Source organism: Schleiferilactobacillus perolens DSM 12744, assembly GCF_001435585.1.
GTDB lineage: Bacteria > Bacillota > Bacilli > Lactobacillales > Lactobacillaceae > Schleiferilactobacillus > Schleiferilactobacillus perolens.
The window spans coordinates 1-21,970 of sequence record NZ_AZEC01000018.1 but is presented as its reverse complement, the minus strand read 5'-3'; the positions used below and the strand labels follow the sequence as shown (position 1 = coordinate 21,970).

20 protein-coding genes are annotated in these 21,970 nt (G+C 51.3%); 11 read left to right on the top strand and 9 right to left on the bottom strand.

Going from position 1 to position 21,970, the window contains the following annotated elements; all coding sequences use genetic code 11:
- Positions 1–20 precede the first annotated feature (20 nt).
- Positions 21–1,538: a TPM domain-containing protein gene (locus FD09_RS13725; protein ID WP_057822265.1), complete on the top strand. Its 1,518-nt coding sequence runs from the start codon at positions 21–23 to the stop codon at positions 1,536–1,538.
- A 168-nt stretch (positions 1,539–1,706) separates the two neighbouring features.
- The gene (locus FD09_RS13720; RefSeq protein WP_057822264.1) at positions 1,707–3,143 is read left to right on the top strand and encodes a TPM domain-containing protein; all 1,437 of its coding nucleotides are present in this window, start codon (positions 1,707–1,709) and stop codon (positions 3,141–3,143) included.
- Positions 3,144–3,888: 745 nt separating this feature from the next.
- On the opposite strand, the gene FD09_RS13710 is transcribed toward FD09_RS13720, so the two are convergent.
- Positions 3,889–4,731, bottom strand: coding sequence for a MurR/RpiR family transcriptional regulator (locus FD09_RS13710; protein ID WP_057822262.1), 843 nt, complete (start codon positions 4,729–4,731; stop codon positions 3,889–3,891).
- 176 nt (positions 4,732–4,907) lie between these two features.
- Between FD09_RS13710 and gnd the strand changes: the two genes are divergently transcribed.
- The 3 genes from gnd to FD09_RS13695 all read left to right on the top strand — a co-directional run bounded on the left by gnd (position 4,908) and on the right by FD09_RS13695 (position 8,970).
- Entirely contained in the window at positions 4,908–5,810 is a 903-nt protein-coding gene (gene gnd, locus FD09_RS16405; protein WP_057822261.1) for a phosphogluconate dehydrogenase (NAD(+)-dependent, decarboxylating), read from the top strand.
- Between the two features lie 3 nt (positions 5,811–5,813).
- On the top strand, positions 5,814–7,385 hold the full coding sequence (gene gntK, locus FD09_RS16400) for a gluconokinase (RefSeq protein WP_420806865.1): 1,572 nt from the start codon (positions 5,814–5,816) through the stop codon (positions 7,383–7,385).
- A gap of 232 nt (positions 7,386–7,617) precedes the next feature.
- Entirely contained in the window at positions 7,618–8,970 is a 1,353-nt protein-coding gene (locus tag FD09_RS13695; RefSeq protein WP_057822259.1) for a gluconate:H+ symporter, read from the top strand.
- A gap of 59 nt (positions 8,971–9,029) precedes the next feature.
- Here FD09_RS13695 and FD09_RS13690 read toward each other — a convergent pair whose 3' ends face one another.
- On the bottom strand, positions 9,030–9,959 hold the full coding sequence (locus tag FD09_RS13690; RefSeq protein ID WP_057822258.1) for an MDR/zinc-dependent alcohol dehydrogenase-like family protein: 930 nt from the start codon (positions 9,957–9,959) through the stop codon (positions 9,030–9,032).
- A 74-nt stretch (positions 9,960–10,033) separates the two neighbouring features.
- Positions 10,034–10,381 (bottom strand): hypothetical protein, encoded by a 348-nt coding sequence (locus tag FD09_RS13685; protein ID WP_057822257.1) that lies wholly within the window; start codon positions 10,379–10,381, stop codon positions 10,034–10,036.
- A gap of 219 nt (positions 10,382–10,600) precedes the next feature.
- Here FD09_RS13685 and FD09_RS13680 point away from each other — a divergent pair, with 219 nt between their 5' ends.
- Complete coding sequence (locus FD09_RS13680) at positions 10,601–10,858, top strand: hypothetical protein (protein ID WP_057822256.1); 258 nt, start codon at positions 10,601–10,603, stop codon at positions 10,856–10,858.
- Positions 10,859–10,864: 6 nt separating this feature from the next.
- Here FD09_RS13680 and FD09_RS13675 read toward each other — a convergent pair whose 3' ends face one another.
- Positions 10,865–11,176, bottom strand: a complete 312-nt coding sequence (locus FD09_RS13675) for a helix-turn-helix domain-containing protein (protein ID WP_057822255.1) — start codon at positions 11,174–11,176, stop codon at positions 10,865–10,867.
- 11 nt (positions 11,177–11,187) lie between these two features.
- On the bottom strand, positions 11,188–11,556 hold the full coding sequence (locus FD09_RS13670; RefSeq protein WP_083487956.1) for a type II toxin-antitoxin system RelE/ParE family toxin: 369 nt from the start codon (positions 11,554–11,556) through the stop codon (positions 11,188–11,190).
- Positions 11,557–11,731: 175 nt separating this feature from the next.
- Here FD09_RS13670 and FD09_RS13665 point away from each other — a divergent pair, with 175 nt between their 5' ends.
- From FD09_RS13665 to FD09_RS13655, 3 genes are read left to right on the top strand one after another with little or no spacing between them, the layout of a single operon-like run.
- Positions 11,732–12,199: an FMN-binding protein gene (locus tag FD09_RS13665; RefSeq protein ID WP_057822254.1), complete on the top strand. Its 468-nt coding sequence runs from the start codon at positions 11,732–11,734 to the stop codon at positions 12,197–12,199.
- Entirely contained in the window at positions 12,196–12,981 is a 786-nt protein-coding gene (locus FD09_RS13660) for an FAD:protein FMN transferase (RefSeq protein ID WP_057822253.1), read from the top strand. The genes FD09_RS13665 and FD09_RS13660 overlap by 4 nt, the downstream gene beginning before the upstream one ends.
- Positions 12,965–14,242: a ferric reductase-like transmembrane domain-containing protein gene (locus tag FD09_RS13655; protein WP_057822252.1), complete on the top strand. Its 1,278-nt coding sequence runs from the start codon at positions 12,965–12,967 to the stop codon at positions 14,240–14,242. Before FD09_RS13660 ends, FD09_RS13655 begins: the two co-directional genes overlap by 17 nt.
- An 8-nt stretch (positions 14,243–14,250) precedes the next feature.
- Here FD09_RS13655 and FD09_RS13650 read toward each other — a convergent pair whose 3' ends face one another.
- A complete protein-coding gene (locus FD09_RS13650) occupies positions 14,251–15,357 on the bottom strand; it encodes an SLC13 family permease (protein WP_057822251.1) in 1,107 nt (368 codons plus the stop codon).
- An 84-nt stretch (positions 15,358–15,441) separates the two neighbouring features.
- Positions 15,442–15,804 carry an MFS transporter gene (locus FD09_RS13645; protein WP_235812300.1) on the bottom strand — a complete coding sequence of 121 codons (363 nt, stop codon included), beginning with the start codon at positions 15,802–15,804 and terminating at the stop codon, positions 15,442–15,444.
- A 37-nt stretch (positions 15,805–15,841) separates the two neighbouring features.
- Between FD09_RS13645 and FD09_RS13640 the strand changes: the two genes are divergently transcribed.
- Entirely contained in the window at positions 15,842–16,087 is a 246-nt protein-coding gene (locus FD09_RS13640) for a hypothetical protein (protein WP_057822249.1), read from the top strand.
- Between the two features lie 85 nt (positions 16,088–16,172).
- Complete coding sequence (pbp4, locus tag FD09_RS13635; RefSeq protein ID WP_057822248.1) at positions 16,173–18,167, top strand: penicillin-binding protein PBP4(5); 1,995 nt, start codon at positions 16,173–16,175, stop codon at positions 18,165–18,167.
- A 97-nt stretch (positions 18,168–18,264) separates the two neighbouring features.
- Here pbp4 and FD09_RS13630 read toward each other — a convergent pair whose 3' ends face one another.
- Both FD09_RS13630 and FD09_RS13625 read right to left on the bottom strand, forming a co-directional pair.
- Positions 18,265–19,137, bottom strand: coding sequence for a hypothetical protein (locus FD09_RS13630; protein ID WP_057822247.1), 873 nt, complete (start codon positions 19,135–19,137; stop codon positions 18,265–18,267).
- A gap of 142 nt (positions 19,138–19,279) precedes the next feature.
- On the bottom strand, positions 19,280–21,970 hold a 2,691-nt coding region (locus FD09_RS13625; protein WP_338054236.1), incomplete at its 5' end, for a transglycosylase domain-containing protein.

Genomic DNA, 21,970 nt, shown 5'->3' with positions numbered 1-21,970 from the left:
AGGGGTAAGGGGAAATACACATGGGGAAGAAAAGCGGCTGTTGGCGGCCATTACTGGGGTTATTCTTTTTCATCACCATCGGGCTGGCGTTCATGCACCCCGCCCAGGCGGACGCCGCCATTTATGTCCAGGATAACGCGGGGGTACTGGACGACGACACCATTGACTACATTAATGACATCACGAATAATCAACTGGCGAAAGTGAACGGTCAGCCGCAATATGCGGTGATTACTGAAAGCCATATTCCATCCATGTCGACAATTAATTCGCAGGCAGCTAGTCTGTTTAACAAATGGGGCATCGGCCACGCCGGGTGGGATAACGGAATTCTGCTGTTGGTGGCCGTGGGAAATCGAGAATATCGGTTGGAAGTGGGGTATGGCCTGGAATCTGTGATCACGGATAGTACCCAGGACGAAATTGTCACGCCAGAGATCGTGACCAAAATGCGCGCTGGTGATTACGACGGGGCTATTCGGGATATTTCTGATCACGTGGCGACGATACTGGCGCATGCAAAACTAGATACTCCCGCCATCGTGATCCAGCGTCGCCAGGAACAAAAATATGCGCGCATCAAACGCTGGTTAACCATCATTGGTGTAATCCTGCTTGCGATTGGGTATTACTTTGCCCGCAATTACTGGCTCTACCGGCGCTTCATGCGCTTGACCAAAAATCGCTACAGTTATACGTTGCAACCTACCTTTCAAACACCCCTTCTGACCAAGGTTTGGCATCACGCCAAAATTCGCCCATGGGTATCCGACGCGGCAGTCTACTGGTATGTCGATCATGAGGTGGCCACTTACTTTTTGCGTCTCAGAGCGTCTTCTGCCTTACGCAAAAGAATGGTCACTAAAACACTAGGACCCACGCAAAATTACTTAAAAATCTTCAAATCGATTGTCGCCGAAATGGACTTATCTCCGTTTATGCCAAAATTCCGCAAACAGGATGTCTTGACAGCTGTTCAGCACCAGCTCGACCAGCTTGTGCCCCAGTGGCAGCGCAACAAAGAAATCGTGGATCAAGCTGCCGCCCAATATTTGCGTGATCATCCAAAAGCACATGCGGATTTGGCAATGATCGAGCAAAAAGTTGATGCGGAGATCGATTGGCGCATACCCTCTAGTCGGATGAAACGGAAAGTGGGTCGTCATATTGAAAAAGCGGTACTTTGGGCCGGTGCGCATAACCGTTTTGATCAGCTGGTCAAAGCAGATTCTAAGAAGCTAAAGCCTTATACGACCACCGATTTTTTGGCAGTAATCGATAACGCCACCAAAGGCGATTTACGCAAACTCAACGAACGCGATGAGGCCCATTTCTGGGAACTGCTCACCATGTTGGTGAAAGTGGCTAAGAGTCACCGGGGACGACGGTCTGGCGGCGGTGTGCGTCCATCGTACGCTGGCGGATTTGGCGGATTTGGTGATGACAGTAATGACGACAACGGCGGCTTTGGCGGCGGTTTTGGTGGTGGCTTTGGCGGCGGTGCTTCCGGCGGGGGTGGTTTCTCCGGCGGTTGGTAAATATCTCCGTCAATGGCGCCCAGAGTCAGTCCCGCGCCCGACGCCGCAATGCTTTTTCCGTGGTACGGTGGAATTAATAATGACAAGGAGAACGCGAGAGTGATAGATATGATGATCAGGACGCACCGCAGGCGCAGATTTGGCCCTTGGTTACTGATAACTTTCTTATTGTGCTTAATCACCGGCATTGCTTTGACCCAACCGGTCCACGCGGCCGATCAAATTTACGTGCAGGATAACGCCGGTGTATTGAGTACGACGACGAAGGACCATATTAATGACATTTCAAACAATAAATTAGCCAAACTCAACGGTAAACCCCAGTTTGCGGTAATCACCGAAAAACATATTCCAGAGGATACTGACATTGAGGACCAGGCCGCGGACCTCTTCCAGAAATGGGGGATTGGGACCAAGGGCTGGGATAATGGGCTGCTCTTCCTAATCGCCACGGATGACCACAAATATCATCTGGAAGTCGGTTACGGTCTGGAGCCGGTAATCACCGACAGTATCAAGGATGAGCTCATCACCAGTGACGTCACCCGGGATCTGAAGGCCGGTGACTTTGATGCGGCCATTACCAAAATCTCTGACCGGATCACAAAGAAGCTGCAAACATCGACGTTAGACACCCCCGCCCAAATTGCAGCCCGGCGCAAAGAAGATGCCGCTAAGAGTCGATTCTGGCGGGCGGTCATGATCGGCGCCATCGCTCTGGTCATCGTGCCGATCGTGTTGGGGATTCTTTACTACCTATTCAAACAATGGCGCCGCAAGCGGCATTTCTTGGCCCTCACTGCCAATCGTTACAACAATGTCTTGGCGCCTTACTTCCATGGTGCTGATACCTGGCGGGCCATTCGGAACAGCGGGTTGAGTTCCCGGGCTGATGACGACGAGATTCTGGAGTACGCCGATCAAAACGTGGTCTTGAATTATCTGAATATCGCGGCCCCTGGGCGGCGACCCGGGGATCGCCAAGCCATCGACTATGACAACATCATCACTGACATGGACTTGGCTCCGCTTATTCCCCACTTTACAATGGCCAATTTATTAACGGCCATTCAGGAGCACTTGGCTCAACTTGAACAGCAGCGGGCGAACAACCAGCATATGATCGCGCAAGCAGTGGATCAATATATGCAGGCCAATCCAGACTTGCAAGTCTCTGCGAGCGAGATCACTAAGGCCGTGGCTGATGCGGTCGACTTGGATAAACCCAGCGATGTGGTTGCCCGTCGCCTGACAAATGTGATCAAAGAAAGTGCGACCCGCCTGAATGTGGAGAAACGATTCCAACGATTAGCCTATGAGCATCCCGAAAAAGTACCGGATCGCGATATGTTTCTGTCGCGCCTGGGCGGATTGTCTGCCGGTAATTTAAACCGCCTGGATCGGGCTAGCGATTTGGAGTTCTACGCCATTTTGGCGATGTTAATGTCAAATAATGATCACCACCACGACGATTCTGGTCCCTTTGGCGGATTTTGGGGCGGCGGTTCGTCTGGCGGCACCGGCGGTTCCGGTGGCGGCGGGAGTTTTGGCGGCGGCTTCGGCGGCGGCTCCTCCGGGGGCGGCGGATTCTCGGGTGGCTGGTAAAATTCCCACCTTCCCACCAAATTTTGCAAATTGCAAGTGGAATTATGGAATTCAAAAGCCCACTTTATTTGATACAATAACATTGTTCCGAGGAGCAATTTATCCCAAATCCTCCCAAACCCCTAGCCTCGTAGTAGCCCCACTACTACGAGGCGCTTTTGTCGAGAGGGCGGAGCGCCCCGCTCAGGCCCCGACCGCTAAGAACAGCCTGGGCATAAATCCCCTGGTCTTGGGGATTTTGACCAGGATGGGCTTAGCGCGAGGGGCCTGGGGCGCGGAGCCCGTTTACGTCGGGTGATCGAACCAACCTGTATTTCTTAGGCTTCCAAGCCCAAACCGTATGCAACCCGTATACACAAAACCGCCCTCTCCCGACATTTCCCCACAAGAGGATACTTACCGGAAAAATCCCACGGAACAACGTTTCAATTGTCCCACTTAGCAGCAAAACCTTCGCCTTACCCCCACGCGGCCACCGTAGTTTAAGACCACACTCTCCACAGAGAAGCGGTGGCCGCCCTACCTAGCAGTACCTGCTCTTATGTTCCTTCGACTGGAGAGATGACCCCCCTTCTCGGGAAAGCCGTGGTATCGAAACGAACTCGCTAGGCAGCAGCTTTCCGCGCAAAGACAGCGCCGTGATCCTTTTTGGATGACGACGCTGTTTTTTTACCCAAAAATGACTGTCATTTTGACGTTTCAATAACAGCAGTTATTGAAATTGACAACAGCCGTTTACCGTCAACTACTTGCGAGTCTCATCGATCACTTTCCGCACTTTTTGAAAGGTGGATTTTGTTCGGCTGTCCGTCCGTAACGCCGTAATCATGAACAATGTATCCATCAAAGACATCTCTGCAATCAAGGCGTGCAATGCTTCAGGCCGATAGGCAGATTCAGCCGCCACCGCCACTAGTGTCACGTCTGCCTGCTTAGCTAGCCGCGAACCCGGCGCTCCAGTGATCACGATCAACGGCACTTGGTTCTTCTGGGCAATTGCTGCCAAGGCCAACGCATTACGGTCTTCACCGGAATGGGACACCAGGATGGCGGCGTCCTCTTTTTTCAAATGGGTAATACTCATCAGTTGCATGTGATAATCCATGGCGTACACCACCGGAATGGCGGTGCGCAAGAATTTATGATATCCGTCCAAAGCGACAATGTTGCTGGCGCCTAGACCGTAGAAACCTAAGTAACGGGCCCGCATGATTAAACCCACAGCGGCGTCCAGAGTCGCTTCACTCAAATTTGCCGCCGTTGCCTGCAGTGCCTCGTTGTTGGCGTTAAAGATTTTTTTTGCCAGCGTCACCGTATCATCGGCGGGACTTAATTCTGCGAATAGCGACTGATCCTGCGCCGGGTGGCGAGGCACGAGAGCCAACCGCAGTGCTTGAAAGTTATCGTACCCTAACGTTTTAGCAAACCGCGAGATCGTCGCCGTGGAGACCCCGGTCCGTTCACTTAATTCGAGAATCGACAATTGACTGGCGGTTTCCTGATTCGCCATCAGGTAATCGGCCAGTTTTTGTTCTTGCCCGCTCAAATGCGGTTTATAACTCTGCAACTGTAACGCAAAATTGTGCATCCTCAGCGCCTCCAAACACGGTGTGTATCCATTCTGCCTTTCTTTCCCACAGTTTAGCACAAATAAAGACCCACTGAAATTATTTACAATCTCAACACTTGATTTTGGAAAATTATTTTCATACAATACGGGCATAAAGGTAAGCGGTTCAGAAAAGCAAAGGAGAATGTAAAAATATGCAAGTCGGAATGATTGGATTAGGGAAAATGGGACAAAATCTGGTCCGCAATATGCGCGACCACGATATCGAGGTGGTGGCCTTCGACTTAAACGAAGCGGCCCTGACGGAAGCAACAGCCAGCGGCGCTAAAACGGTGACCAGTGTGGCTGGACTCGTGAATGCGCTCAGCTTACCGCGGTTAGTCTGGGTGATGGTGCCTGCTGGGAAGCCCACCCAAAGCACCATTGATCAACTGACAAATTTATTAACCGTTGACGACATCGTGATCGATGGCGGCAATTCTTTTTACAAGGATTCGATCCGCCATGGTGAACAACTGAGTGAACAGGGCATCCATTTCTTCGATGTCGGCACTTCCGGCGGGATGGCCGGTGCTCGCCGCAACGGCAACTTCATGATCGGCGGGGAACAAGCGTTGTTCAGCCGGATTGAGCCGCTCTTCCAAGCCATTGCCGCACCAGACGGCTACCTCTATACCGGTCCCGCCGGCAGCGGCCATTATCTGAAGATGGTCCATAACGGTATTGAATACGGCATGATGCAGGCCATTGGCGAAGGCTTCGAAGTTCTAGATGCTGGTCCGTTTGACTATGATAATGCGGCAGTGGCAAAGATGTGGAATCACGGCTCCGTGATTCGCGGCTGGTTGATGGAATTGGCCCAAAACGCTTTTGCCGCCGATCCAGGCCTAGCCGCAATTAAGGGCGTCATGCACAGCTCCGGTGAAGGGGCCTGGACGGTCGAAGAGGCTATCCGGCTCCATGTCCCCACCCCCGTCATCAGCAGCGCTCTGTTGGCCCGCTATCGCTCAGAAAAACCGGATGCCATGACGGGGAAGGTCGTCGCTGCCCTGCGCAATCAGTTTGGCGGTCATGCCGTGGATAGTCAACAGAAATGAGGAATGAATATGACTCAATATATGATTGGCGTCGATCTGGGCACCACCAGTACCAAGGTCGTCTTATTTGATCTTCACGGACAGGCAGTGGCCAGCGCCAATAATCCGTATCCGCTATATCAAGATACGCCTGATATGGCTGAGGAAGATCCAGCGGAAATTTTTGATGCCACCATCACAGGACTGACCGAGGTCTTACGGCGGGGCCATGTGCGGCCCAGTGAACTGCAGGGAGTTTCTTTCTCCGCCGCCATGCACAGCTTAATTCTGATGGATAAGGATAATGCGCCGCTGACTCGGGTGATTACCTGGGCCGATAACCGCGCCGCCAAGTATGCCGAACAGTTGAAAGACAACGATCTCGGCATGGCCCTTTTTAAAAACACTGGCGTGCCCACCCATCCCATGTCGCCCATGGTGAAATTACTCTGGCTCAATGCGGAACACTCGGATCTGGTGGCCCAAACCACGCACTTTGTCGGTATTAAAGACTATATCTTGTTCCGCCTATTTGGCCGGTATGTCGAAGACGACTCCCTGGCCAATGCCACTGGCTTGTTTAACATCCACACGATGGACTGGGACGAGCAGGCACTCAGCTTGACCCATGTGCAGCGCGCACAGTTACCAGAATTAGTCGATACCACCTATCAACTAAGGGGAATGAAATCCGCTTACGCCGATGTAATCGGGATTGATCCAAACACGCCGTTCATTATCGGTGCTAGTGACGGGACCCTGAGTAATCTGGGCGTTAACGCCATCGACCCCGGGGTACTGGCCGTCACCATTGGGACTTCTGGCGCCGTGCGGGTCGTCACGGACAAACCCGTAGTCGATCCGCAAGGGCGGCTGTTTACCTATTATCTGGCCAAGGACCGCTGGGTAGTCGGCGGGCCGGTGAATAACGGCGGGATCGTCTTCCGCTGGGTCCGGGATCAGCTTTTTGCACCAGAAAAGCTGACCGCTGAGCAGCTCCAGATCGATTCCTATGAATTGCTCACCGATATCGCAGCGAAAATTCCGGCCGGGGCCGACGGATTATTATTTCATCCCTATCTGGGCGGGGAACGGGCGCCGATCTGGGACGCCAACGCTCGGGGCAGCTTCTTCGGCTTGACCCGCCAGCATACCCGCGCCCACATGGTCCGGGCCGCTTTGGAGGGAATCGTTTATAACCTGTACATGGTGATGCTGATGATCGAGGGGATCACCGGCAAACCACAGGCCATCCAAGCGACTGGCGGTTTTGCCCGCAGTGCGCTGTGGCGGCAGATGTTGGCCGACATTTTTGAGCAAGATGTCAACATTCCGGAAAGTTTTGAAAGTTCTGCCCTGGGTGCTGCCGTCCTGGGTATGGACAGCTTAGGCTTAATCGATGACCTGAGTGCGGTCAAAGACATGGTCGGCGTCACCCGCACCCATCATCCGAATCCAGATAACTTCCGGGTATACCGGGAACTGCTGCCCATCTGGATCCGCCTAACTCGGGAACTGGGCACCGAATACGCCGCCATCGCCGACTTCCAACGCGCCCACCCGGACCCGAACGCGCATATTGCGGCTGAGGATTAGAAAAGCAATGAGGTTAGAACGCAAAACTAGTGCCAATGCGGAGCAAGCGGAGGCTGAATGGCGCTCAGTGGTGGAAACAGCAATAAACTTGGCCCGGTCCTGGCCAAGTTTATATGCTGTTAGGCGACTTTGAGACCGCGCTTCTCAGCGGGCTCAAAGCGCCGTCACCACGTTCCAGCGCCATTCAGCCGCAGCTTGCGCAGCATTGGCACGGCCAGAGGAGTGAGTATAAATGGAGTTATTGGTACTGGTGATCGGGATCGCTCTGTTGCTCCTGTTAATCATCAAATTCAAAATGAACACCTACGTCGCATTAATCATCACCGCCGTCGCCGTTGCCTTGGGGTTAGGCATGCCGCCGGCAAAAATTGCGACCAGTATCCAAAACGGGATCGGCGGCCAGTTAGGGGAACTGGCGCTGGTCTTTGGTTTCGGTGCGATGCTCGGTCGGTTAGTCGCCGATGCCGGCGGTGCCTACCGCATCGCCCACACCTTAATCAATGCATTCGGTAAGAAACGTATCCAAATCGCAGTGGTACTGGCATCCTTCATCATCGGGATTGCCCTCTTCTTTGAAGTTGGAATCGTCTTGTTGGTACCGATTATCTTCGCCATTGCCGCGGAAGCCGGCGTACCGATTTTGACCTTGGGAATTCCAATGGCGGCCGCTTTGTCCGTCACCCACGGTTTCCTGCCGCCTCATCCAGCGCCGACCGCAATTGCCACCGCCTTGGGCGCACAAGCTGGAATGGTCCTGGCCTATGGGATTATCATTGCCATTCCGGCGGTTTATATTGCAGGCCCATTGTTTACCCGGCTGGCTAAAAAACTCGCACCAGACGCGTTCAAGCGACGCGGTAATCTTTCCGCCTTAGGCACACCAAAAAAATTCAAATTGGATGAAACACCCAGTTTCGGCCTATCTGTGTTAACTTCACTTTTCCCAGTCATCCTGATGGCCATCGCCACGGTGTATCAACTCGTGGTCCACGGCGGCAAAGTCCCCAAAGTGCCCGGGCTGATGGATAATGTGATTGCCTTTATCGGCGCACCCAGCATTGCAATGCTCATTTCTCTCCTGTTTGCCATGTGGGCAATGGGCTGGCACCGCCGGATTGCGTCCAAGCAAATCATGAACACACTGGAAGAAGCCGTGAAATCCATCGCCATGCTGCTCCTCGTCATCGGTGGGGGCGGTGCCTTCAAACAAGTCCTGATTGATGGCGGGGTGGGTGATTCCGTGAAGAATCTCTTCATGGGCAGCAATATTTCACCGCTGATTCTTGGCTGGCTGATTGCGGTGGTGTTGCGAATCGCCCTGGGCTCCGCCACCGTGGCCGCCATGACCGCTTCCGGGCTAGTGTTGCCGTTGATGCAAAGTGCGGGGGTTAATCCCGCCCTCATGGTCCTGGCCATTGGGGCTGGTTCATTAGCCGCCAGCCACGTGAACGATGCCGGTTTCTGGATGTTCCGGGAGTATTTCGACTTAACGATTAAGCAAACGTTGTTGACGTGGACACTGTTGGAATCAATCATTTCAGTCGTTGGGTTGGGCGGTGTGCTATTACTCAACTTGGTCGTCTGAATCAATTTCTTGAAATAATAATGACCCTGCCTTCAAAAAATTGGGCAGAGTCATTTTTGTCATTTATCAAAATCATTTTCAAACTGCAGCAATATCCTGCCCCGGGAAGGTGCGGCATGCAGTTGCTTCTGCGCGATCTGGACTTGCGGATACGGATAAATCGAATCAATATCCGCCTGGATAACACCCTCTGCCAGCATCCCCAACAACCGGCGATAGACACCTGGCGATACCAACCCGTTCTCAAAATGGGCAGTGATCGTACTATCCAAAGGCTGATACCCCGGCAGTCCGGCAACGATCAACTGACCGTGGGAATAATGGGGCTCTAACTGCTGCAACAACTGCGTCCGACTGGCTAAGTCAACGACGACATCATACTGCGCGTCCGCCGGCAAACCGTCACTGGTATACACTTGCAGTTCCGGAAACCTGCTTTGCAGCCACTGCTGGCTGCGGGGACTGCTAATGACATCTGGAAATTGTCGCCGTTGCATCAATAGCTGTAAAAGATAAAGGCCTACACCGCCGGACGCACCTGCCACCAACACTCGGACAGCCGGATCTTCGGGGATTTGATGCAGTAATTGCCATGCCTCATCGCCGCCACCGACCAATGTCGCCGCCGCGGCTAAACTCACTTGATCTGGTACGGGAAAAATGTAGAACGGCACCGGTGCACTGAATTGCGTGGCCGCACTCCCAGTGATAGTCAGCGCCAAGACTCTCTGACCGGCATGCACTTGCGGTGCCAACATACTGGCCCGGTGCACCCAGCCACTGCCGCCTAACCCAATCACTTGGGGAAGCGACCGTTGTTCTCCCGCAGGCAAGTCGCCGTTTTCACTTAACACGTCCCAAGGCAAGACAGGCACATAAGCCGCTTGAATGAGTGTGCTCAATCCATGGACTTGATTCACCGGATTAGCAGCAATCTGCAGTCCGTCAATCCCCGAAAAATCAGTTTGGATAATTGCTTCGCTTGTCATAAAAACGCACCTCCATGCCCTAAAACTTATCAGGGATGGCGGTGCGGTCATAATCAGAATACTGATATTTTCAGTTATGCTTCGGTTTCAGCCACTGGTGCCGTCACCGTAAGCGGCAACGTGATGGTTTCATCCGCATCACCGGTGGAAACCGGGTACACCACGGTCAATACCAACGTGAGGCGGTTGGTGGTGCTGATGTGAATGGCGTTCAGCTGCATCTCACTCTCTTCGGGATAATAGCCCATGATCTCTGCAATTTCGGCTTTCACACCATTAGCACTGAGCAGTTCAATCACTTGTTCCACCCGATCGGTCACCCGGGCAAATTTTTTATCGGCGTAGTTTTCCTGTAAGTAGTCAGCCAGTTTTTCCTGTAGCGAATCTTTCGTAGCGGCAATAGTCGTGGTCGTAATCGGCATGGTCATAATCCTTTCTGAGAACAATGTTTACCATTCATGTTAGTGATTTGGCTCGGCGAGCGCAATAGGTACTCAAAATTGGCAACACTTTTCAATTGATTCCCAGGTGTTGAGTTGCTAAGCGAAAGTCCCTTATAATGTGTTCAATCCTGCGGAATCCCCTGTTCCGTTCTGATACTCAACGTACAAGAAAAAAGAATTTGAAAGGCGGTTGGAACAATGGCCAAACCCCAATACAAGACGCTCTCGATCAAAGGTGTGACTGTCGATTACGATACACGCTCGATTCCCTACATTCAGGCAGATAATAACAATGAATTGCTCTTTACCACAAAGCTGCGGGACGAAGTCAATGCTTATATCCGTGTTTACGACAATGGTGAAATTGGTGTTTTCCCACAATATGGCTCCCGGTTTGTCTTTGTGGACAGTCATCATCTTCGGATTGAACTTAACATTGACGACCCTTTGGACTGATTGCAATTAACCCAATGGTTGTAACAACTTAGGATCCTTGTCGACAAGTTGTAATAACCGCCGCGCACTGCCTGTCGGATTCGTGCGGCCAACTTCCCAAGCCTCCACAGTACGGGGAGAAACCGCCAGCATTTCAGCCAGTACCCGTTGTGTTGCGCCTGCTTTATGCCGTATTTTTTTGATCTCATCCGGCGTGTATTGTGGCGGATCCTCGAGTACTACTGTATCCACTTTAACCTGACTCGCGTCACCATGCAGGTACGCAATGATTTGGTCTACACTCTGTTCAATATCTGTTTTTTTAGTATTTTCGACCATATTGCTTCCTCCTATTGTCGTAACTCCCGAGAAAGTTTTCGAATCGCATTCTTATCGCGTCGGCTGAGTGTTTCTTGCGTGTGCTTACCATACACATCGATAAAGTATACTGCATCCTTCGCAATGATCAGATAAATCACACGATAACTACTGCTTTTCCCTTCGTTACTCGCTTCGATAGCATACCGGTACTTGACTGCACCACCTGTTCCTTCAATCACATTCCCCGGAAATGGTCGGCCAAAATTGTTGGCAGGGGGGTTACGAAAATAATCAGTTAATGTGGTCGTTAAATCTTTATACTCATCATCAGATAAACCAAGATTTGACCAGTGTTCTTGAAACTTTCGAGATCGAATGAACTGGTAGCGTGTCGCCAATCTTCTTTCCGCCTTCCTGGATACTACTCAATAGTATACTATCGAGTAGTATCCGTCAATCATTCACAACCGACCACAGGTCCGCGGGACGTTCTTTCTCAATTAACTCAAAAATAACAAAAAATTCGCATTTAACCGATATAATACAGCCATCAAGAAAACGGAGGTGGCTTCCATGTATCGGCGTATTGTCACCCTTCTACTGAGTCTCGCCATTGCTCTAGCGATGGTGATCGACGCATATTTACTCTTTTTTAAAAAACAAACGAGTCCAACGACCAACTCCACGGCAGCAAGTAGTCATACGACCAACAGCGCCAGCAGCAGCACATCCACCAGCAGCAAGTTCAAAGACGGTACTTACACCGGCAAGTCGGTAGAAACCGAACACGGACCGGTGCAATTACAAATGACTGTCGCCGGTGGCAAGATTTCTAAGATTAATGTGGTAGTCTTTCCCAATGGAGAGCAACGATCTGAACGAATTAACGCGCAGGCACTGCCCATTTTGCAAAAGGAAGCCCTGGCGGCCCAGAGTGCCAAAATTCAACAGGTGTCTGGCGCCACGGAAACCAGCGACGGCTTCAAAGATTCTCTCCAAAACGCGATTAACCAAGCCCAGGAAAGTGAGACGAGTTCATGACGGAACCGATTATGGTCCATCAGGTACTACACCAGATGAACATTCCCTTTACGATTACTTTAGCCGTGACTGATGCCACGGCGGGCTGGCAGCTGTTGAAGAAAGCGGCCAGTGCCATTGATCAAGAGTTAGTGCAGGTCGATGACAAATACTCCCCATTTAAGTCCTATTCCCAACTCCGCCAATTTCAGCGGGGCAATCAGCGCATTTTGATTCAAGATGCCGAATTTCAACAGATCTATGCGGCGACAATGAGTGCCGCGCATTACACCGCGGGGGCCTTTGATCCTTTCTTCAACGGTCCTTTCGATCCCACTGGCTACATCAAGGGTTGGGCCATCGAGCGGGCCGCCCGCCATTACTTAGCCCCGCTGCTCCATGATGACCGGGTTGTCGCGGCCTCTTTGAACGGCGGCGGCGATATGCAATTGCTGGCTCAGGAGGACGGTGACTTCAAGTGGCCGGTGGGAATTGAAGACCCCCGTGACCATCTATCCCTCATTGCCAGTTACGATATTGCCAACGGCGCCGTGGCCACTTCGGGTACCAGCAAGCGCGGTGAGCACATTGTCCACCAAGGCCCCAGTGACCTGATTCAAGTCACTATTCTGACCCACCATTTGAGCGATGCTGATGTCTGGGCCACTGCCGGTCTGGCGGCGGGGGAAGAAAAATTCAATCAGCAAATCAAAGACAATACCTTGAACGGCCTCTATGTCACTGCTGACCACCGCCTGCACGTCTTTGCGAACGGAGTGATTCGAGATGCTCAAACGACATAATTACGCTTTAGGACTGGCTTGGTTGGGCATCTTTTTTCTCATCCCGCTGCCCTTCATCCAAACTATCGCCACCGGTTTGCCGGCCATCTATAATGATGAACGCTTGGCGATCCTGTATGGCACTATCGCCTATAGCTGGATGCTTGCGGCGATCTACCTGAGTACGCGTCCGCGCTGGCTGGATCGCTTAATTGGGCTGCCTGAAATGTATATGCTCCACGGCATTCTCAGTATCGCCGCCATTGGATTGGCCTATTTGCATAAAACTGGGACAACTTCGAATGGTTGGACCGAGCGGCTAGGCGACTGGGCCTTCAATCTTTTTCTGGCTGTCATGCTGTATTCATTGATCTTTTTAGCCGGCTGGCTGACCAGTCGCCTGCCGGTGTTGGCGCAGATTAAGACATGGCTAGAAAAGGTCTTTCATCAAGAACTGACTATTTGGGTGCATCGCCTAAATTTGGTGGCCACTGGATTTATTTTTATCCATGTGCTCCTCATTTCTTACATCCACGCTATTACGCCGTTTATGATTGTTTTCATGACTGCCTCAATTTTTGTGGCGGCCAGTTATTTATGGTTCAAAATCCAGCCAAAAACGGCCGCTCAGTTGGTAGCGAACCGTACTTTGGCGCCAAATTTGCAGGAACTCACGATCCAGTTGCCTGCCAGAAACCGTCTCACCTTGCAAGCCGGCGATTTTGTCTTCTTGACCTTTCCAGATATTCCCGGCATGCGTGAGGGCCACCCTTTTTCCATTGTGAATGATCCTCGCCAAGACCACCACCAGCTGCGCTTTGCCATCCGCGGTGATGGTGACTTCACTCGCCGCCTGGCAGAAATTGTCCCGCCCCAACGGGTTGCTGTGGTCGGCGGATTTGGTCGTTACTTAAATTTTGTCACCGAGCAGCAGCCCCAACAGCTAGTGGTGATTGCCGGTGGGACAGGAGTCGTTCCGTTACTATCCCTGATTGCGCAACAAACGACCCAAGCAACCACTTTTTTCTACAACGGGCACACTGCGGCCAATCTGCTGTATCCCGAATTGTTTGCGGCCTGGCAAAAACGACCGTCCTTTACCGCATATCGGCAAGTCGGTCGTTTTTCAGACGATGATATTTTGCATCAACTACCCGCTGAACGCCGCGGTCTCGCCGTCGTGATCGGCGGTCCGGCCGGCATGGCCCGTCATTGGATTAAAGTATTAACCGCCAATGGCGTACCCCGGGGTCAAATTTATTACGAGGCTTTCACCTGGTAAGCATGGATCTAAACCACCAAATTAAGTAGCACCCAACCGATCGAACCCATAACCACCAGGGCAAAACTATTCACTGATAAAAAGCCCACTAGGAAACGTCGGGGATTGCCGTTGCTCTCTGCACAATACTGTTTGAAGGTTAACAAATTGGCCATAGACGCCACCAGTGTGCCCAACCCACCTAGATTCGACCCATAAATCAGGGCCTGCGCATGGCCCGTGAAACGGGCTAAGAGAATCGTCGTGGGCACATTGCTAATGAATTGGCTCACCCCCAGCGCACTGAGATAGACTGACAAATGGTCGCCCTCTAAGTTGCTCAAGACTGTGGAAATCAGGTTGACTTGGGAAATATTGCTGACAACGATGAAGAATAGGACAAACGTCAGCACCAAAGCGTAGTCAACATGTCCCATGATGTGGGGTTCAACACCCAACGCCAACAGGATCGCCGCAATAGTTCCCACATAAGGCGGGACAATTTTGAATACGCCCAAAAAGATCAGTAATGCCACACTTAGTGCAAAGATAAAGGGCCGCGGTGCAATGCGGATATCCATCACGGGAATTGTGGGCACTGGATGAGGTCGAACAAACATCGACAGTGCAAACAGAAATAGAATGCTCACCAATGCTAACGGAATCGACCAGCGGAAAAACGTTAACGGTGCCACCACAAAATGGGATACTAAAAAGATGTTGTGCGGATTACCAAAGGGCGTCGCCGCACTGCCCAAATTCGCAGTCATGCCGATCAAAGACACTGGCAGCACCTGGGGCAAGGTGTGCTTCCGGGCAATCCGCAGATACAAGGGCACCAAAGTCAGCACCGTAATATCATTGGTTAAAAACATGCCGCTGAAAAACGCCAAAGCCATGAATAGCCAGGTCAACTGCCGGCTATCCTTGGCATGACTGGTCAAATGATAAGCCGCCATGTCCAACACATGCAAATACTCGAAAACTTGGATCAACGTCAACATGCCCAGCACAGACCACAGTGTCGAAAAATGAATATCGGCCAACCGCGGGCGTGCCAGGAACAGACTAAAACAAGCGATCACAGCGGTGATTTGCAGCACCCGGTCGCTAGCGATACGTTTTAAAACTCCCATTAATATTTCCCTTCACCAAAGAAAAATAAACCGAACTTTACTATTTTGCACTTATTTTAGCCAGTGTACAACCGTTCTTGCCCGTTAGGCCGGTTTAACCATTTTGAACAAGCCGCTCTTGACCATGACCAAAATCGACCCGACCATGCAACCAATCGCCGCCCAGAAAATAATATGCACATCAATTTTCGTCAAAAAACCGCTCAACAGCGCCAACACCGGCCCGGCGATCCGGGTCAAAGTCGTCGATGCCGTCGTCACCATGCCCTTGTATTGGTCTGGTGTTTGGGCCTGAATAATCGTGAAAAAGTTAGCCTGCGACCACACACTGCCAAAGGAAACCAGGGCATACCCAGTAGCTACTAAGGGAAACGAGTTTAGCATGGTCATGATACTGAACCCGATGTAAGTATATATCCCTTTCCATTGACGATGCCTTGTATGCATCACATAATTGGCTTAACTATTGAAAGAAGGTGCCCCGATGACAGTACGATCACGGCGACAAGGTAAGTCCATCATTATTCCGATTCCGTCAGAATTCGGCGTGAAACCAAATTCAGTCTTTGACCCCGAACAATTATCTGATGGCACCATTCAATTCACACCACACGAAATCAAATATCCTGACATCTGGAACGATGATCCCGAGACAATTGCGCAATTCAATCGACAAATAGGCCTGCAAGACCGCGGTCACCAGTATGGTCGCGAAAATGCTGATTCGTAATTTAGTGGAATGATACATTTCCCGCTCTTTGACGTCACCACTCAGTCAGGTACACTATGCACATGCACGAAAAGAGGGAAATCAAATGAAGAAAAAGACCATCATCATGAGTCTCATCGGCCTGATCGCTGTGATTGGCATCGCTGGCGGGGGCTTCTTCTATTATCGCTGGCACCAGCAACAGGCCGAACTGGCGGCTGTGAAAACCACCGCCAAAGCCTACACCAGTGCCTTCCAAAAACGAAACTATACCCAAATGATAAAAAGCATCGACACCACCCATTTGACGGGCAAAGATTACAAGTACACGCCTAACCAAGTCATTGCCCGTAACGAAGCAGTGTTCACCCGCGTCGGGGCCAGTCAGATCAAAATCAACGGTGTGACTGTGACCAAAAAGTCGGATACCAATTATCGGCTGCACTTCAACGTCGTCATGCAGACCGCACTCGGTGAACTTAATATGCCCAACTACGAAACTGCGATCCGGTTGGTCAATAACCACTGGCGCGTGGTTTGGTCACCGGCCATGCTGTTTCCTCAGATGACTGGCAAATCCACCGTTCAACTCTCCCGCATTACCCCAAAGCGCGGGGAAATTCTCGATCGAAACGGTGACCCTTTAGCTGAAAACGGCGGGGCCAATGAAGCTGGTATGGTACGGGGTAAATTAGGTACTGGTCAGACCCGGACAGATAACTTGAACAAGATCAGCACCACATTTGGCGTCAGTGTGGCCGATTTAGAGAAGCTACTGAATCAATCCTGGGTCACGGACGATAATTTCGTCCCCATCAAAACGGTCACTAACCAAACCGCTCTCACCGGTGTGGCCTATCAAGCCGTTACCCGGCGCAGTTATCCCATCGGTGAGGCCAGTGCTCAGTTAATTGGCTATGTCGGCGCAGTCACTGCAGAAGATCTCAAGAAACACCCTGAGTTGGCAGTCGGCGATGAAATCGGCAAGACCGGTCTGGAGCGTTACTACAACAAAGAATTACAAGGCCAGGCCGGCGGTGATTTGACCATCAATAATAACGGCATTGAAGCGCACTCCTTGATTCAGCGGGATGCCACCGATGGTCATAACGTCAAACTGACCATCGACCGCGCCAAGCAGGTCAAGGCCTACCAGCAACTGAACGGCAAAAAAGGTTCTGTCGTCACGATGGACCCGAAAAACGGTCAAATTCTCACCCTGGTGAGTTCTCCCAGCTACGATCCGAACAAGTTTGTCGCCGGTATTAGTCAAAGTGACTACAACCAATATGCCAATAATGCCGATCACCCCTTTGTCAGTCGCTTCGCCCAAGGTTACGCGCCCGGTTCCACCTTCAAAATGATCACCGCCGGTATCGCCCTAGATAATGGCACGATCACGCCGAACACCACTCGCACCATCGCTGGCCTCAAGTGGCGAAAAGATTCCTCCTGGGGCAGTTATCAAGTCACCCGAGTGGAAAATGTGGCCACCGAAAATATGACCCAGGCCCTGGTTCACTCCGACAACATCTGGTTTGCCCAAACCGCCCTGCAGATGGGCAGTGCCGCCTTCTTGAAGGGCGTGACCCCTTTTGTCAATCAAAAGGACGATCTGCCACTGACCATGACCAAAGCGCAAATCTCCAATGACGGCAAGTTATCCCGGGAAGTCTTGCTGGCCGATACAGCTTACGGGCAGGGACAACTGCTGCTATCACCGGTGCAACAAGCCGTCGCCTACTCCGCCATCGCCGATGGCGGGAAGATGCAGTTGCCCACCCTGCTGCTCAGCAAAACAGCTGGGCAAACAACCGTCCTGAAAGAAAACAGCGCTGCCGCTGTGAAAACAGCCTTGACGCAAGTCGTCTCCGATCCCGCCGGTACTGCGCACAGCCTGCAAATCAGCGGCCACACCATTGCAGCCAAAACAGGCACGGCGGAATTGAAAGCCACCCAGGACACCAACGGTCCGACGAACGGTTTTCTCATGGCTTTGGATGCGGATAACAATTCGTATTTGATGGTCGCGATGATGGAAGACGCGGGTAGCGATACTGTCGTGAATGCCATGAAACCTTATGTGGCTTCGTTGTATTAATTTCAAGAATTGAAAAAACGCCCCGCCGAATAACCACTCGACGGGGCGTTTCACGTGGAACAGTGCACACATCTTCAACCGCAGAGAAAATCGAAACCTACGAATCCGATGATTTATCCTCGGCCAGTTTCTTTTCCAATTCCGCTTGGACCTTGATTGCGTTGGCCTTTGCCACATCAGCGCTGTTTTCTTTCTTATCAGTCACGACAGCATTATTGTTTGTCAGCTTCCCAGTTTTCGGATTGAGCATCCAAGTGGTGTAAATTTCTGAAATAACTGAGTAAGTCTGATCAAGACCGGCCTTTTTAACCATATCCTGGTATTCTGCCGATGCTTTCTTATACTGGTAATTGTGAATCGGCATCACCACAGTCGTCCCAATGCTCGGTGTCGGCAAATCATTGTACTGTGCCAATACTGTTGTTTCCGGAGAAATGTTCTCGCCTTTTTTATCCGTGATGGATTCAAATTTATTGACTTTGCCAGTAATCGCGTCATAGGTGCTGTATGGTACATAACCACCCGTATAGTTTACCGTAATCGTTTTGTCCGTCAGTTGGGTGTCACCCGCAAGCACTTTCTGCACGCGCACTTTAAGGTTGGTCGTGGGACTAAATTGTGCGTCATTGACTTGTTCCCAATCCGTCACATAGCCTTGGATGAAAGATTTATTATCATCGGCAGTGCTGTCCTTCATAATTTCTTTAATGGTCGGCGCTAACCAGTAGACAACATCTTCATTAGTCACATAGGTCACTTGAGGCGCTTGTTTATACTTGTCGGCTAAAGCGGTCCGATTCTTATCGGCCAATTCTTGATAAGCCGGTTGGACCGCTTCTTTTTTCTTTTTCGCCACTGATGAGCTGCTCTGCTTCGACGCAGAGGACGCATCATTCTGAGGCTGACAGCCACTTGCCAGACCAATAAAGCTGAGTGCGACCATGCTCCATAATACGACTGATTTTTTCACGTGAATCTCCCTCCCATTGACGGATTGCTCACACCATCACCATATCATATTTCGTTCGGAAAACAATCAGTCCGGCAAAAGTAACCAAAAAGCACGCTTGATCAGGACTGGCTGGATCGGGCGTGTTTCACGTGACACAATATTAATGACTACTGCTGCTGGCACTACTACTCGACGAACTACTACTGCTAGCCGGAATATTCAAATTAACATCCGGCGCACTACCACCATAGGCTCGAATCTCATTCATAATCGATATCAGCTTCTGCCGCTGGGTTTCCTTGTCACTGGCATTCGTTGCATAGGCCTGGCGCACCGCCGCCAGTTGGCTATCATATTGGTTCTGCAAATCGGCCAGTTTCGATTGCCGCTCCGCTTCCCGCTGCTGCTCAATGGCGGCCTTTTGCTGATTAAACTTGGCCAATTGGGCATCCTGATCCGCTTCTTGCAACATGGCCTGCTGGAAGTTCAAATTCTGCACGAGCCGGTTGATTTGGTTGTCAAAATCCCGTTTGATGGATTGCCGGCGGACTTTTTGATTCTTATACCGAATATCCTGAATTTGGCGCAAATAGGTATCGTATTTCTTCAAGCTAGGCAGGTCGCCCTGGTTGGCAAAACTGTTGACAGCGCTCGTCACGGCCTTCTCGCGCCGCATTTCTTCCGCTTTAGAAAGGTGATAGATCAACCGATAGTCCAAGTCGGCTAACCGGGCTGCATTGGCCTGTTTGCGCTGGTTGGCTAAGGCCGTCAGTGTTTCATCAATCCGGTCATTGGCCGTTTTCTTCTTCTTTTCCGGTAAGGCTGCCAAGTTGTTATTGGCCACTTTCTTGATCGTAATGGGCATTGGGAAGTCCGTCTTGGCTTCCTTCAATGCCCCCACCAAGTACTCGCCCTCAGACTTAAACAGCTGCATCGGCAGCATCTGCATCGATTCAGTCAATTCACCGTTGTTGCCGCTATTGTTCGTATCATAACCCGTCCAGTTGGCGATGGTGAAACGCGGTGTTTGACCGACAAAACTGATGTCGTGATAATTATCTGTCGTCCCCGTTTTACCCGCTGTATACGGATAATTGTTCAAGGCGGCGGCCTTGCCCAGGCCATTCTTCAAGACGCCTTGCATGGTATTGATCATCATATAACTGGCATTGGCCGAAAAGACACTCTTCTTTTCATGTCCATTCTGGAAAACAGTCCGGCGATTGTAGCTGTCATAAAGGGTCGTCAAGTTACTGGGCGCAATGAACTCGCCGCCGCGGGCAAAGGTGGCATAAGCCCCTGCCATTTCAGTGGTATTGGTCCGGAAACTGCCCAAGGCCATTGCCGGACCATTGGCCAGATCCGCCGGGGTGATGGCGGAAAACTGCATTTGCCCCAGTTTCTCATAATACGACTTCTGAGTATCCTGAGCGGCCAATTGATAGGCCACCGTATTCACGGAATCCTCCAGGGCATGGCGAACAGTCATATTGCCCCGGTAGCCGGCATAGTAGTTTTGCAAAGGCTGGCCGTTGACGTTAGTGACCGCCCGGTCCACCACGTTGCTCATGGGCGTATAACCGCGACTGAACGCTTCGGCATAGGCCACGATCGGCTTGGCTGTGGACCCAAACGGCCGGGCAGACAAGGCCCGATTGACTTGGTCGTTTTGGGTCGAGCGGCCCCCCAGAATGGCGATCACGTCACCGGTCTGATTATCCACCACGGTACTGGCCAATTGCGGCTGCAGCCGGCCCTGACTATCTTTAGCAGTGTATGGTGCATACAACTGGTTGGCCAATTGCTCCACCTTTTGCTGAATCCCCATGTCAATGGTGGTATTGATCACGTAGCCGCCATTCAAAATCTGAGCATAGTCTTGCTGATACAGATTATTATATTGCGCATTGTAATTTTGTTGCGCCTTGGCATCCTTGAAACCATACTGAAAAGTAAACCCACTGGCCGACATCAACGCCTCCGTGGCATTGGTCAACGCATAAGACACGGCATAATTATCTGTAATATTGGCGTTTTGATTGGTGTTGGTAATATTCAGGCCCAATGGTTTGGTCGATTCTTGATCGAATACTTTTTTACCAATCAGTCCCTGCTGCTCCCACACATACAGGACCGTATTGCGCCGATTACGGGCACCGGTGGCATTGGCTAACGGATCATACAATGTGGGATTATTAGGAATTCCCACTAACAGAGCGATTTCCGCTGGTGTCAGTTGTTTTTGATCCTTATTAAAATAAAACTTGGCTGCACTGCCGATTCCAAATTGACCATGACCAAAGTAAGTATCGTTAAGATAGAACTCCAGAATATTCTGCTTGGTAAATCGCTTCTCGATCTCCTGGGCAATCACCATTTCCCGAATCTTCCGCATCGGTGACTGGCTCTGGTCCTGGAGTACATCGTTCTTTACCAACTGCTGGGTCAAAGTGGACCCGCCCTGAATCTGGCGACCCCGGGCGTAGCTGAATACAGAACGCAGCACGGCATAGGGATCGACCCCATGATGCTGATAAAAGCGGCGATCCTCCACAGCCACCAACCCTTTGACGATCCCCGGATTGATATCCTTATACGCCAAATAAATCGGCTGATTGGGCGACAGCGTCCGAATCACCTGACCATTTCGATCCTTCACCACCGTCGGCTGCTTCGGGGCAAAGTCCTCCTTCTTCACGGTGGCCGCAATCGTATATCCATCCGTCACCGCCTGCTTCACCTGACCGCCATACTTGGCCCAAGCCACGCCAACCACAGTCACCACGATGATCAGCAGTGCCAAAAGCACACCAAAAAAGATCTTCCAATGAAGTGCCCCATAATTGTTAGA